Origin of the sequence: Kribbella sp. NPDC051587 (genome assembly GCF_044453945.1) — a bacterium.
GTDB lineage: Bacteria > Actinomycetota > Actinomycetes > Propionibacteriales > Kribbellaceae > Kribbella.
In genome coordinates this window covers 167,672-181,110 of record NZ_JBITDE010000008.1, presented here as the reverse complement: position 1 = coordinate 181,110, position 13,439 = coordinate 167,672, and the positions used below count along the sequence as shown (strand labels likewise).

Genomic DNA, 13,439 nt, shown 5'->3' with positions numbered 1-13,439 from the left:
TGTGTCCACCAAGCTGAAGGTCGGGATTGTCGGCGGCGGTTTCATGGGCCGGGTGCACGGCAGATCGGCGCTGGTCTCCGGCGCGCAGATCGTCGGAGCGGTCGGATCCAGCCCGGAGCGGGCGGAGGCAGCGGCCGAGGCGTCCGGCGCCGAGCGCGGGTACGCGGCACTCGCCGACCTGCTGGCGGCCGACGTCGACGTGATCCACGTCTGTACGCCGAACAACACCCACCGCGAGGTGGCCCTGCAGGCGATCGCCGCAGGCAAGCACGTGATCTGTGAGAAGCCCCTGGCGACGTCTGTGGCCGACGCGACCGGCCTGGAGGCCGCAGCGCACGAGGCCGGCCTGGTGGGCGCCGTACCGTTCGTCTACCGCTACCACCCGATGGTGCGCGAGCTGCGGGCGCGCCTGGCTGCTGGCGAGGCCGGTGAGATCACCAGCCTGCACGGTTCGTACCTGCAGGACTGGCTGGCCGGCGCGGACGACCAGAACTGGCGAGTGGACGACGTGGCCGGCGGACCGTCGCGCACCTTCGCGGATATCGGGTCGCACTGGTGTGACCTGACGGAGTTCGTGACCGGCGACCGGATCGCGGCGATCAGTGCACAGCTTCGCACGGTGCGGTCATCGCGTGGCGGCGTCGAGGTGCGCACTGAGGACCTGGCCACCGCCCAGTTCCGTACCGAGGCCGGAGTGGTCGGCACGATCGTCGTCAGCCAGGTAGCGGCCGGCCGGAAGAACCGCCTCTACCTGGAGGTCTCCGGGACCGAGGGGAGCTTTGGCTTCGACCAGGAGGACCCTGACCGGCTGTGGGCCGGCCGTCGTACCGCCTCCCAGCTCCTGACCCGCGACCCCGACACGCTGAGCCCCGGTGCGGCCCGGGTGAACCGGCTGCCCGCCGGTCACGCCCAGGGATACCAGGACGCGTTCGACTCATTCGTCGCGGACAGCTATGCCGCCGTACTGGGTGACCGCCCGGACGGCCTGCCCGATTTCGCCGCCGGTGCGCGATCCGCCCAGCTGATCGACGCCGTACTGCGCTCAGCTGCTGCGGACAGCAGCTGGATCACCGTCTAAGGAGCCCTCACACATGCCACGCCCGATCACGCTGTTCACCGGCCAGTGGGCCGACCTGCCGTTCGAGGAGGTCTGCCAGTTCGCCTCCGAGGCCGGGTACGACGGGGTGGAGATCGCCTGCTCCGGCGACCACTTCGACGTCCAGCAGGCGGTCGACGACGACTCGTACGTCCAGACCCGCAAGGACATCCTGGAGAAGTACAACCTCAGCGTCTACGCGATCTCCAACCACCTGGTGGGTCAGGCGGTCTGCGACAACCCGATCGACTTCAGGCACCAGGCCATCGTGCCGTCCCGGATCTGGGGCGACGGTGACGGCGAAGGCGTCCGCCAACGTGCGGCCGAGGACCTGAAGAACACCGCCCGCGCCGCGGCCAAGCTCGGCGTGAACACGGTGATCGGCTTCACCGGCTCCTCCATCTGGCAGTACGTCGCCATGTTCCCGCCGGTACCCGCCTCCGTGATCGACGCCGGCTACCAGGACTTCGCCGACCGGTGGAACCCGATCCTCGACGTGTTCGACGCCGAAGGCGTCCGGTTCGCGCACGAGGTGCACCCGTCGGAGATCGCCTACGACTACTGGACCACCACGCTGGCCCTCGAGGCCATCGGCCACCGCGAAGCCTTCGGCCTCAACTGGGACCCGTCGCACATGGTCTGGCAGGACATCGACCCGGTCGCGTTCCTCTGGGACTTCAAGGACCGCATCTACCACGTCGACTGCAAAGACACCCGCATGCGCGTCGGCGGCGGCCGCAACGGCCGCCTCGGCTCCCACCTGCCCTGGGGCGACCCCCGCCGCGGCTGGGACTTCTACTCCACCGGCCACGGCGACGTCGCCTGGGAAGACTGCTTCCGTGTCCTGAACTCGATCGGCTACGAAGGCCCGATCTCCGTCGAGTGGGAAGACGCCGGCATGGAACGCAAGGTCGGCGCCGCCGAAGCCGTCAACGTCATCCGCGCCCTCGCCTTCGACAAGCCCACCGCCGCCTTCGACGCAGCCTTCGCCACCGACAAGTAGCCGTCCCCGCCCGGAGCGTCATACTCGGTCCATGACCGACTTCGAGACGCTCCGGGCGCTGGCCGACGAAGGCAACGAGAAAGCAGCCGACAAGCTCGCCGACCTCGCCGACGAGCGCTCCGACCTGGAAACCCTCAACGCCCTCCTCGACGAAGGCAACAACCGCGCCGGCGAACACCTCACCCGCCGAGCCGCCGCAGCCAAAGACCTCCTCGAACTCCAGCGCATCAGCGACGCCGGCTACGCCGAAGCCGAAGAAGTCCTCAACACCCTCCTCTAACCCGCCGCAAGCGACCCGGCCGACACATTCGCTCATAGCCAACGTCGGGGCGTCGGCAACGAGGCCGGCGCGCTCGTCCTCGTTGCCGGATACGCTCTGGCCGGCGCGCAGTGATGCGAGATCTACCCAAAACCGGCGACGATCTGCCAGCCGACTATGGAACAACGACGGCTGGTGGGCGACCGACTCACCATAGGACGCGAGAAGAGTGTTGACGAGTCACAAAAATGCTCGGCAGCGGGTTCTCTGGGGCGCAGTTGCCTGCCTCATCGGGATCGCTGCCATCCTCCTGACCGACAAGCAGTTCTGGTCGACTGCAGGCTTCGGCCTCATGGCCTTCGGCGCTGTATCTGTGGCGGTAGGCCTGTTCGGGCTCTACTCGAGCCGCAACAACCGCAACAGCTAACCGCCCTCGAAACGGCCCCCGGACCAACTGATGAACTGGTCGGGGGCCGTTGTCATCAGCCAGAGTTCCCAGCGACAGCCAGGGTGCCGGTAAGAAGGCGGGGTCGGCAGACGGCGGCCACCGGCGCCTCCTCCGCCGTCAACCCGCTGCGCTACACCCAGGGCCTGCTCGATGAGCAGACCGACTGGATCAAACACGGAGTCCGCTACCACGACACCACGACCGCCAACTGGACCGCCCAAGACCAACTCAGCCAACTCCTCCGGGCGCCGCGGCCGGTTTTGCTGGAGCGGCCGCCGGTGGCTACGGCGGTTTCGTGGCCGGCTCCGCCATTCCAGTTGCCGGAAACATCGGTGGCGCCATCGGCGGAACAGCCGCAGGAGGCGCTGTCGGACCATCTGTCGATTGCGCTTCTTCGGTTCGCGCAGTTCGTCGGACTCTTGCCGGTCGCGCCCGGTCGGTTGCCGTCTTTGATGTCAGCCGGCTGGAGCCAATGAGGCAGACGCGATTGGGAGAGCCGAAGTCCTTCGCGATCTGCGTGATCGGCGCCTCGCCTTTGCGGGCGACCGTGACCACGTCACGACGGAACTCGGAAGGAAGAGCTTTTGGCGCGACAGACATCCTTTTCGGCAAGGAGCCAAGTACTCATAGGTCAGGAGTGAACCGAACCGGGGGCAGTCCCCGAGCCGTGAGCCTGGCCATGGCGGTGGGTGAAGCCGGTGCCGGTCGCTCCGGGTCGCATCTGCCCGCGATCGCCCGCAAGCCCGTCGACTGGGTATCGGCCACGACCACTCTCAGCGAGGTCTCGGCGGTTAGTCGCAATGCACTCCTGAGTGACGCGTACCGTGACCGGTAACCAGGCAATCGGCTGTGGCACCCCACCTGTCGTTCGCGGTCGGGGTTGCCTGCCATACGCACCCAGCTCCGTTCTGGCGTGGGGCAGTTGTGCGGCGTGGCTGAAGGTTCCGCGAGGGGGTAGGGGTGGGGGTGACCGGGACGGTGTGCGGGGTTTACGGTCCGGCTTCGGGGGTGTCAGGGCCCCAGGGGTCTCGGTAGTTGGGCGTCATCGAGATTAGATGGGCCCGGAAGGCTTCGCGGGCAGCGGCGAGTTCTGGGTTGGGCACGGTGCTGGCGGTGGGGAGCCGGTCGGGCTGTCCGTGTACCGGGTTGCTGCTGACACTGGGCCTGCCCACACCGGCATCGACCCCTGCTCCGCCGTCGCTAGTACTGGCGACAGAACTTTCCTCGCAGTCACTGACTTCGACCGCATCGGCACGGCTTACTCCGGTGCTGCCTGTGGTGGACCTGACGCCAGCGCTCATCGTGCTGGCATTCCCGCCGACACAGACATCGGCACTGGCATCGGTACTGGCGCTGCTCGGGTTGGGGGCGTTGTCATTTTGGGCAGGGGTGGCCCAGGCGAAGACCGCGGCTAGGTCGGCTGGGTCGGTCAGGGGTGGGTCGGCCCAGCCGGGGCGGGTCACCTCGACAAGTCCTGTGCTGGTGATGGAGACAGCCCATTGGTCGTTGTGGACTGCGCGGTGGTGGACGGCGCACAGCAGTGCCAGGTTGTGGAGGCTGGTGGGGCCGCCGTCGGCCCAGTGGATCAGGTGGTGGGCGTGACACATCCACGGTGGTGCCTTGCATACGACACAGCCTTTGTCGCGTTGGTTCAAGGCCCGGCGAATGTATCTGTTCACGAACCGTTGCTCGGTCCCCACATCCAGTGGCTGTGAATTGCCGCCGAGAACGATGGGCAGGATCGCGGCATCGCAAGCCAGCAACCGCACCGCCGAGGCCGACAAGTTGCCCCCGAACACCATTTCACCGACCGCACCCGACGAACCGACCGCACCTACACCATCCAGTGAATCGACCGCGCCCGTCGTACCGTCCGCGCTCACATGATCCGGTGGACCGACCGCGCCCGTCGGACCGTCCGTGTCCACGTGATCCGGTGGACCGTCCGTGCCGGTTGTACCGTCCGTGTCCACGTGATCCGGTGGGCCGTCCGTGCCGGTTGTACCGACCGCGTTCATACCATCCGGTGAACCGATCGCGGCCGTCGTACGGGCCATGCCGACTGCATCCGTTGTATCGGCGATGCCGACCGCATCCCTCGTACCGGCCGCACCCATCGCACTCCGCGTGCCCGCCTCACCTGTCGTGCTGGGCGTGCCGGGCCTATCCGGTGTACCGGCTGCCTTTGCGCTGTCGGTTGTGCTGGGTGTACCAGTCGAACTCGTCCCGCCTGTCGGGGCGGGGGCGGGGGTGTTGGTGGTGGCGGCTTCGGTGACAACGCCGAGGTCGGATTTGAGGTCGTTGAAGTCGATGGTGACGGTGATGTGCGGTACGCCCGGATGATCGGGGTTGCCGGCGGCGGCGTCCAGGACTCCCTTGAACGAGTCGACCTGGCGGACGTCGAGCGGCCGTGGGTCGCGTTCACCGTCGATCGTCTTGTGTGGTTTGGCTCCGGTGTGGATCTGGGTCAGCAACAGTTCGCCGCTGGCACCGGCTACGAACCCGGAGAACCTGACCCCGCCGTCGACTTGCCGCAGCCGGAATGTTTCCTTCGCGAGGGCTGCGTCCTCAGTCGGCTCGGCACCATCGGTGTCCAACCGCGCCAGGACCTCTTGGCCGAACTTGGCCAGTTCGCGGGGGTTGGAGATGCGGGCGACGTCGACCATTTGTTCTTCGGCGACCTCTAGTACGTCGACCGGGACCGAGGCGGGCGCTTTCTCCAGGGTGGTGACGATGACCTTGGCCAGCGCGGGGTCCAGGACCGCCGGATGCGATGGGTCGGTGGGGTCGGGCAGTGCGTCGGTCACTGCGGAGTACTTGCCGAGGGCACCGGAAAATTTGAGGTCTTTACGGACGACGGCGGGGTCGAGCCGGTACCGCTGCGCGACGAGTTCGACGGTGTCGCGGGCGCCGAGTTCTTGGGCGGTGCCCATTTCGTCGAGTCGTGCGGTGGCTTGCAGGATGTAGGTGTCGATGAGGGACTTGGCGGCGTACAGGTTGTCGAGAGTGGTCAGCAGTTCGCTGCCACTCTGCGACCACGCCGGCGCCATCGCCAAGTTCTCCATACCGAAAAGCATAGCTATGCCTACGGACAGGTTTCGAGCCGAGAACCCCTTATTTACAACGGATGTGTGGGCAGTTTTTGTGGGCTGGTTGCCCGTTCAACTTGCCCACACTTTCCGATGACGTTGCTCGGTACTTTTTCGTCGCCTGGACCCGAAAAACTTACCCATAGCGCAAGACTCCCGAGCATCACGCACCCAAGCCACAGCCCGTCAGCCACAGGCAAGGGTGCACCTCGGTCGCCGACCGCACCATCCCCTCAGCCATCTGCCCCGCCGCGCCCGAAGGTTTCAGTCGACCGCCGCAGGCGGCCGGAGCGACGCCAGCCACCGGGGGTTTGAACAAGACGTCGGGGGTGTGAACAGGTCATAGCTTGTTCACGCCCACCGGAGCAGGTGCACACCCCCGCCACGCGGTCGCCATCCACCGGACTAGGCGACGGCTGGTGGGTGCATTGGTGGGTGAGTTGTCGTCGCCTGCACCCGAAATCTCACCTGCAGCGCAAACCTCGGGAATCAAGTACCTGAGCCACAGCCCGGAAGCCCAGGCAACGTGCACCTCGGTCGCCGACCTCGCCATTCCCCTCAGCCATCCGCTTGCCGCACCCGAAGGTTTCAGTCGACCGCCGCAGGTGGTCGAGTCCCCGCCAAGCCAGGTAGGCGACTCGGCCGGAGAAGTCGGCCTGTGGCTGAGCAGGGCTGCGGCCGATTAAAAGACAGGGTGGCTGAGCGAGGCTGTGGCTGAGGGGGATGGCGAGGCCGCGACCGGGGTTCACCTTGCCTGGGGTTGGCGGGCTGTGGTTGCGGTCCGGGGGAGACGCTGCGATCGGGTGCACGTTGTCTGGGGTTGGCGGGGCTGTGGTTGCGGTCCGAGGGGAGATGCCGCGATGGGGTGCATGTTGTTTGGGGTTGGCGGGTTGTGGTTGCGGTTCGCAGGAGGGTCGGTGATTGTTCGTATCTGCACGTGGCGCTTGGCTCGGGTTCGCGTTGGCGGTGGTTGACGGGCTGCGGGTCGGAGAAGGGGCTGTCGGCAACTATTCGGATGCGCATGCCACCGGGGGCGACCGGGCAGGTCGGGGCGTCTCGTGGGTGGCGCTTGGAGGTCTCGTTGAGCGTCGGTGGTGGTCGGGTCGCGGGGCAGCAGGTAGGCGACTCAGCCGGGGACGTGTCGCTGTGGCTGGGCATGTCTGCGGCCGATTGAAGACGGGGTGGCGGGGCGAGGCGGTGGTTGAGGGGGATGGCGGGGTTGCGTCGATCTTGGGGGTTGGGGGTGGCGGGGTGGTGGTTGAGGGGGAGGGTGGGGTTGGGCCGAGCTTGGGGGTTGCCGACTATGTCGGCTTCTACGCTTCGGGGGTTAGGGGGTGGGGCGGGGGCGGCCGGCGGGGAGGGCTAGGAGGAGTTGTAGGGCGGCGAGGGTGGCGAAGACGGTGAGGGTGGTTTGCCAGGAGCCGGTTTGTTGGGTTAGGGCGCCGGCTATGACGGGGCCGGTGGCGGCTAGGAGGTAGCCGACGGATTGGGCCATGCCGGAGAGTTGGGCGGTTTCTTGGTGGGTGCGGCCGCGGAGGCTGATGAGGGTTAGGGCGGCTACTAGGGCGGCGCCTTGGCCTAGGCCGGCGGTGATGGCCCAGAGGATGGCTAGGTCGGGGGCGAGGAGGAGGCCTAGGAGGGCGATCAGGATGGGGATGCTGGCGGTGACTGCGCCGGCGCGTTGGCTGGTCGGGTTCTTCATGAGGCGGGGGATGGTGAGGCCGCCGATGAGGCCGAAGCCTTGGAAGAGGAAGACGTGGACGCCTGCCGTACGTTCTGAGATTCCGGTGGAGATCTCGATGGTGGGGAGCCAGTTCACGAGGAGGTAGAAGCTCGTCGACTGCAAGCCCATGAAGCCGGTGACAAGCCAGGCCATGGGCTGGCGCCAGACGCTGACCAGCGGTACGGCGTCTGCTACGACCGGCGCTGGTGGTTCGGAGGCGATGGAACGGGGGAGCCAGATCAGCGCGACTACTAGTGCTAGCCCGCCCCAGATCGCGAGGGAGAGCCGCCAGTCGGCGGCGTCGGCGATCGGTACGGCGACGATCGAGGCCATTGCGGCGCCGGTGGTGATGAAGGCCGTGTAGATGCCAGTCGCGCGGGAGACGTGGGACGCGTAGTCACGCTTTAGGATGACCGGGACGAGAACGTTGCCGACGGCAATCGATGCGCCGATGACGACGGTACCGATCCAGAGACCGGCGATGCCGGTGTAGGAGCGGGCGATGCTGCTGACCGCCAGGACGACGAGCGAGATCAGTACCGTGCGTTCCATCCCGAACCGCCGGGACGCGAGGTGCACCAACGGGGAGGCGGCCGCGAACGCGAGCAGCGGCAGCGCGGCCAGCAAACCCTGAGCGGCCTCGCCGAGGCTTTCGTCGGCGCCGATCCGCGGCAGGACCGGACCGACCGCGGTGAGCGCCGGGCGCAGACACAATGCGACCAGGAAGACGCTCGCCGTGAGCAGTGCGGCGCGGCGGGCTGGGGACACTAGACCGACTCCGGGCGCGGAGAATCCTCACTCATGTTCGTCACTCTAATGCGACTCATCCGCAGGTAGGTCACGCGGTCGTCCGGGTGGCCGGGCGGGTGCGCAGTACCGGCGCGAAGAGGGCGAGGGCGGCTGCGAGGGCGGTGACCACGATGAAGGAGACGGTCAGGTTGCTGGCCTGCGCGATCCCACCGATGATCGACGGGGCGACCAGACCGGACGCATACGTGATGGTCGCGACACCGGCGATGGCCTGCGATGCGTTCGACCCGCTGCGTGCGGCGGCGACAAACGCGAGCGGTACGACGACCGCCACGCCGATGCCGATCAGGCCGAACCCGATCATCGCGGCGACCGCGTTCGGGGCGAGCACCACCAGGATCCCGCCCGCGACCGCGATCGCGCCGCTCAACCGAACCGTCCGTACGGCGCCGAACCGGTCGACGACCGCGTCTCCGGTCAACCGTGCGATGGCCATCGTCAGCGCGAACCCGGTCGTCGCACCGGCGGCGACACCGGCCGAGCTGTCCAGGATGTCGCGCAGGTAGACCGCCGACCAGTCCAGGCTCGCGCCCTCGGCGAAGACCGCGCAGAACCCGATCGCACCGATCAGCAACGCCGACCGCGGCGGCAACGCGAACCGGGCCGGCGGTTCCTCGTCATCCGCGGGATGGATGTTCAGCACGAACTGACAGACCACAGCACCGAGCACAGTCAGTACGACGGCCGCGATGACGTGGTGAACCTGCGCACTCAGGTCGGCGTGGGCCGCGACCGTGCCGACGGCCGATCCGATCAGCGCGCCAAGACTCCACATCCCGTGCAGGCCGGACATGATCGACTTCTTCAGCCGGTGCTCCACCTCGACCCCGAGGGCGTTCATCGCGACATCGGCCATCCCCGACGTACCGCCGTACACGAGCAAGGCCGCGCACAGCGTCAGCAGGCCCGGCGCGAACGACGGCAGGATCAGCGCGAGGGTCCAGAGCGCGAGCAGGCCGCGCAGGGCGGTCCGGGTGCCGAAGCGGTGGCTGATGCGCGCGGCCAGCGGCATCATCAGTGCGGCGCCGATGGCCGGGAAGGCCAGGGCCAGGCCGAGCTCGCCGGGGGAGAGGTGGGCGTGGTCCTGGATCCACGGCACCCGGGTGGCGAAGGACCCCGTCACCGATCCGTGCACGCAGAAGACGGCGGCCACGGCGTACCGGGAGCGCTTGATCAGTTGGGTGTCGTCAGCCACAAGTAAACAATCCATCTGTTCGAACGATCAGGGGGATGATAGATTTCTGCGTGTGAGAAGTGCAGAACGGCATCAAACGATCATAGATCGACTCCGCGGGGGAAACCGAATCTCCGTCCAGGAACTGGTCGACGCGACCGAGTCCTCGGATATGACCATCCGCCGCGATCTCGACTTCCTCGCCGCGCAGGGCGTCCTCCGGCGGGTGCACGGTGGCGCCGTACCGGCGATGCCGAGCGGCGTGGAGCCGCCGTACTCGCTGCGGTCCCAGGAGGCGGTCGCCGCCAAGCGGGCGATCGCGCGCGCCGCGGTGGCGCACCTCAAGGACGGCGACACGATCGTTCTCGACTCCGGTACGACGGCGCTCGAGGTGGCGCGGTTGTTGCACGATCGCGCGGTCACGGTGATGCCGTTGTCGCTGCGCGTCGCCCAGGAGCTGACCGAGGCGCCGCGCGTGCGGCTGTTGATGCCTGGTGGCGAGGCGCGTCCGGGCGAGCTGTCGCTGGTCGGTCCACTGACCATCGCGTCGCTGCGAGCGCTGCGGTTCGACGTCGCCGTACTGAGTCCCTGTGCGTTCAGTCTGGACGCCGGTATGACGGCCTTCGACCTCGGTGATGCCGAGGTGAAGCAGGCGGCGATGAGCGTCGCCGCGCGGTCGATCGTGCTCGCCGACGGCGCCAAGTGGGACCGCGCCGCGCTCGCCTATGTCTGCCCGGCCGAACGACCCGACCTGATCATCACCGACCCCTCCGCCCCCGAGGACCAGCGCACCGTGCTCGCGCAGCGCGGCACCTTGGTCGAGGTGGCGGACCCGGAGGAATCCCCGTGACTGCGACTCAGCAGCCCCAACAGACCGCCCCACCCCGAGCCGCCCGCGTCGCCACCTGGCTGTACTTCGGCCTGAACGGCTTCGCGGTCGGGATGTGGGTCGTCCACATCCCCAGCATCGAACACGCGACCGGCATCTCGCACAGCACACTCGGCCTGCTGTTGCTCGTGCTCGGCGGCGCGGCCTTTGCCGGGATGCAGTTGGCAGGTCCGCTCGTCGACCGCCTTGGTCAACGCCGACTCGTTCCGGCTGCCGGAATCCTGCTCGGCATCGCCCTGTTCGGTCCGGGTCTCGCGCAGAACTGGTGGAGCCTCGGGATCGCGCTGATCTTCCTCGGCTTCGGCAACGGTTCGATCGATGTCGGCATGAACGCGCAGGCCGTCGTGGTCGAGCGCGGATACCCACGGCCGATCATGGCCGCGTTCCACGCGGTCTGGTCGATCGGCGGTGCGATCGCTGCGCTGATCGGTGCAGCCACGCTGCGCGCCGGCGTACCGACCGAGACCACGCTCGGCGCGGCCGGCGTCATCTGCGTCATCGTTGCCCTCGGCGCCGGTCGATTCTTGCTAGAGGCAACTGAACCTGCCGAGGAGGAGCGGGCCGCGGAACGCACCAAGCCGCCGGCCAAGCTGGTCTGGGCGCTCGGCGCGCTGGCCTTCGGCCTGATGTTGTCCGAGGGCGTGGCCAACGACTGGGCCGCGCTGCAGTTCCGCGACGTCCTCGGCACCTCAGTCAGTACGGCGGCCTACGCGTACGGCGCCTTTGCCGTCGCGATGACCGTTGGTCGGTTCCTCACCGACCGGGTCGCGGCGGTCGTCGGTCCGGCCGCGATCGTGCGCTGGGGTGCAGCGCTGGCCGCGTTCGGGATCGCGATCGTCATCGTCAGTCCGTGGGTCGTACTGGGGCTCGTTGGTTGGGCGGTGTTCGGTCTCGGCCTGGCCGGCGGCGTACCGCAGCTCTTCACTGCCGCCGGCAACCTCGACCCGCGCTCTGCCGGTGTGCTGATGGCGCGCGTGGTCGGACTCGGGTACGTCGGTCTGCTCGCCGGCCCGGCGTTGATCGGCGGGCTGGCGCACTGGATGCCGCTGAACCTCGCGTTCATCCTGCCGCTGGTGCTGTGCGTGCTGACGTTCTTCGGCGGGCCGGTGCTCAAGTCGCGGAAGTGAACGCCTGCTCCAGATCGGCCCACAGGTCATCCGGGTGCTCGATGCCGACCGACAACCGGATCAGATCCTCGGGGATCGTCGGCACCTCGATCGGCCAGCGGCGTCGCCGTTCCAGCAGGGATTCGACGCCGCCCAGGCTGGTCGCGTGCAGCCACAGCTTGGTGCTCTCGCAGATCCGCTGCGCGAACTCGGCATCACCGCCGACCTCGAACGAGAGGATCGCGCCGAAGCCGGACATCTGCGCCGCCGCCCGGGCGTGACCGGCATCATCCGGCAGGCCCGGGTACCGCACCCGGCTGACCCGCGGATGCTCCAGCAGCCGCTGCGCCAGGAAGGCGGCGGTCGACTGGGATCGCTCCAACCGCAACGCCAGCGTCCGCAACCCACGCAAGGCAAGCCAAGTCTCCATCGGCCCGGGAATCGCGCCCAGACTCCGCCGCCGCAACTCCAGCGCCGCCCACAACTCGTCATCTGCCGTCACCACAGCACCCAGTACGACGTCCGAGTGCCCCGCGATGAACTTGGTTGCCGAGTGCATCACCACATCAGCCCCCAACGAGAGCGGCTGCTGCAGAAGCGGCGTCGCGAACGTGTTGTCCACAACTACCGTGGCTCCAGCCGCCCGGCCCGCTTGGGAAAGTGCGGGGAGGTCGGCTACCTCCATGGCTGGGTTGGTTGGCGACTCGACCCACAGCATGTCGGCGCCCACTACGGCGGCGGCGACGGCTTCGGTGTTGGCTACGTCTACTCGGGTGACGGTGAGGCGTCCGGTGGCGGCTTGTTGGTCCAGGAGGGCGAGTACACCTGAGTAGGCGTGGATCGGCGCGACGACGCGACCACCGACCGGGACTAGGTCACACACGGCCGCGGCGGCCGCCATACCGGAGGCGAAGGTTAGAGCGCGTCCGCCTTCGAGCGCGCCCAATGTCTCCTCGAACGCCGTCCACGCGTCGTTGCCGAACCGCCCGTAGCCCCGATCGCCACCAGCGACGTACGTCGAGCTGAACACCGGCGAATCGCCGACCGGCGCGTTGGGGACGCGTTCCGGGCGGCCGGCGTGGACGACGACAGTGGACGGATCGAGTTCAGGGGCCATGCACAGCATTGTCGCCGGGACAGGACGCCGTACCGGGCAGGGGGATGCCGCCGCCACGCAGCAGGCCCATCGCGCGGCGGGCCAGCACCTTCACCTCGACGCCGTCGGGGTTGTCCACCCACATCCGGACCACGGTCTCGATGATGTTCATGACGCTGCCGGCCGACAGTGAGGCGGTGAACTCCACGAGCTGCGGGTCCTGGCCGGACAGCCGGCCGGTCAGTTCGGCGGCGAGGGCGTTGCGGAACTGCCAGATCAGGTCGTTGAGCTGAGCGCTGACCGAGGGCGTGTGGTCGGCCAGGTCGTAGACCGCGCGGACCCGGTCGGGGTTGGCGTCGAGCTGGTCCAGGACATGCTCGATGACAGCCTGCAGTCCGTCCGGGAGGTCCACCGGCGGCTGCTCGTGGAACCACGCGACGGCGCCCATCAGGCTCTCCTCGACGAACTCGAGGACCAGCGTCTCCTTGGTCGGGAAGTACCGGTAGAGCGTACTCGGGCCGACCTCCGCCGCGGCCGCGATCTGCTCGACCGTGGTCCGGCCGAAGCCGTGGTCGCTGAACAGCTCGAACGCCTTGTCGGCGATCAGCCGGCGGGTTCGCTCCCGCTTCAGTTCCCGCAGTCCCATCTCTACCTCCGCGGGCAGGGTAGCTGATCCCGACGCTCCGGCAGCGGTTACCGATTGGCTACTACAGTCATATGGTAGTCACTACCAGAATCGAGTGACA

12 protein-coding genes are annotated in these 13,439 nt (G+C 68.0%); 7 read left to right on the top strand and 5 right to left on the bottom strand.

Going from position 1 to position 13,439, the window contains the following annotated elements; translation table 11 throughout:
- Position 1: 1 nt before the first annotated feature.
- The 5 genes from ACIA49_RS27290 (at position 2) to ACIA49_RS27270 (ending at position 3,282) form a co-directional block, all read left to right on the top strand.
- The gene (locus tag ACIA49_RS27290) at positions 2-1,078 is read left to right on the top strand and encodes a Gfo/Idh/MocA family protein (RefSeq protein ID WP_396380172.1); all 1,077 of its coding nucleotides are present in this window, start codon (positions 2-4) and stop codon (positions 1,076-1,078) included.
- 13 nt (positions 1,079-1,091) lie between these two features.
- Positions 1,092-2,099 carry a sugar phosphate isomerase/epimerase family protein gene (locus ACIA49_RS27285; RefSeq protein ID WP_396380171.1) on the top strand — a complete coding sequence of 336 codons (1,008 nt, stop codon included), beginning with the start codon at positions 1,092-1,094 and terminating at the stop codon, positions 2,097-2,099.
- A gap of 31 nt (positions 2,100-2,130) precedes the next feature.
- Positions 2,131-2,379, top strand: coding sequence for a hypothetical protein (locus ACIA49_RS27280; protein ID WP_396380170.1), 249 nt, complete (start codon positions 2,131-2,133; stop codon positions 2,377-2,379).
- A 211-nt stretch (positions 2,380-2,590) separates the two neighbouring features.
- A complete protein-coding gene (locus tag ACIA49_RS27275; RefSeq protein WP_396380169.1) occupies positions 2,591-2,785 on the top strand; it encodes a hypothetical protein in 195 nt (64 codons plus the stop codon).
- 83 nt (positions 2,786-2,868) lie between these two features.
- Entirely contained in the window at positions 2,869-3,282 is a 414-nt protein-coding gene (locus ACIA49_RS27270) for a hypothetical protein (RefSeq protein ID WP_396380168.1), read from the top strand.
- Between the two features lie 513 nt (positions 3,283-3,795).
- Here ACIA49_RS27270 and ACIA49_RS27265 read toward each other — a convergent pair.
- The 3 genes from ACIA49_RS27265 to ACIA49_RS27255 form a co-directional block, all read right to left on the bottom strand.
- Positions 3,796-5,871, bottom strand: a complete 2,076-nt coding sequence (locus ACIA49_RS27265; RefSeq protein ID WP_396380167.1) for a DUF222 domain-containing protein — start codon at positions 5,869-5,871, stop codon at positions 3,796-3,798.
- Between the two features lie 1,351 nt (positions 5,872-7,222).
- On the bottom strand, positions 7,223-8,386 hold the full coding sequence (locus ACIA49_RS27260) for an MFS transporter (protein WP_396380166.1): 1,164 nt from the start codon (positions 8,384-8,386) through the stop codon (positions 7,223-7,225).
- Between the two features lie 70 nt (positions 8,387-8,456).
- Positions 8,457-9,623: an MFS transporter gene (locus ACIA49_RS27255; RefSeq protein WP_396380165.1), complete on the bottom strand. Its 1,167-nt coding sequence runs from the start codon at positions 9,621-9,623 to the stop codon at positions 8,457-8,459.
- Between the two features lie 52 nt (positions 9,624-9,675).
- On the opposite strand from ACIA49_RS27255, the gene ACIA49_RS27250 reads away from it, so the two are divergent.
- Entirely contained in the window at positions 9,676-10,452 is a 777-nt protein-coding gene (locus tag ACIA49_RS27250) for a DeoR/GlpR family DNA-binding transcription regulator (protein WP_396380164.1), read from the top strand.
- Positions 10,449-11,618 carry an MFS transporter gene (locus tag ACIA49_RS27245; RefSeq protein WP_396380163.1) on the top strand — a complete coding sequence of 390 codons (1,170 nt, stop codon included), beginning with the start codon at positions 10,449-10,451 and terminating at the stop codon, positions 11,616-11,618. The genes ACIA49_RS27250 and ACIA49_RS27245 overlap by 4 nt, the downstream gene beginning before the upstream one ends.
- On the opposite strand, the gene ACIA49_RS27240 is transcribed toward ACIA49_RS27245, so the two are convergent.
- Together ACIA49_RS27240 and ACIA49_RS27235 are read right to left on the bottom strand one after the other, a co-directional pair.
- Positions 11,602-12,714: a trans-sulfuration enzyme family protein gene (locus ACIA49_RS27240; protein ID WP_396380162.1), complete on the bottom strand. Its 1,113-nt coding sequence runs from the start codon at positions 12,712-12,714 to the stop codon at positions 11,602-11,604. The genes ACIA49_RS27245 and ACIA49_RS27240 overlap by 17 nt on opposite strands.
- Complete coding sequence (locus ACIA49_RS27235; protein WP_396380161.1) at positions 12,704-13,339, bottom strand: TetR/AcrR family transcriptional regulator; 636 nt, start codon at positions 13,337-13,339, stop codon at positions 12,704-12,706. Before ACIA49_RS27235 ends, ACIA49_RS27240 begins: the two co-directional genes overlap by 11 nt.
- Positions 13,340-13,439: the final 100 nt, after the last annotated feature.

Bases quoted from the DNA above. Each gene is read 5' to 3' on its own strand.
- ACIA49_RS27285 (WP_396380171.1), top strand. From the start codon at position 1,092: ATGCCACGCCCGATCACGCTGTTCACCGGCCAGTGGGCCGACCTGCCG.
- ACIA49_RS27280 (WP_396380170.1), top strand. From the start codon at position 2,131: ATGACCGACTTCGAGACGCTCCGGGCGCTGGCCGACGAAGGCAACGAG.
- ACIA49_RS27265 (WP_396380167.1), bottom strand. From the start codon at position 5,871: ATGGAGAACTTGGCGATGGCGCCGGCGTGGTCGCAGAGTGGCAGCGAA.
- ACIA49_RS27240 (WP_396380162.1), bottom strand. From the start codon at position 12,714: ATGGCCCCTGAACTCGATCCGTCCACTGTCGTCGTCCACGCCGGCCGC.
- ACIA49_RS27235 (WP_396380161.1), bottom strand. From the start codon at position 13,339: ATGGGACTGCGGGAACTGAAGCGGGAGCGAACCCGCCGGCTGATCGCC.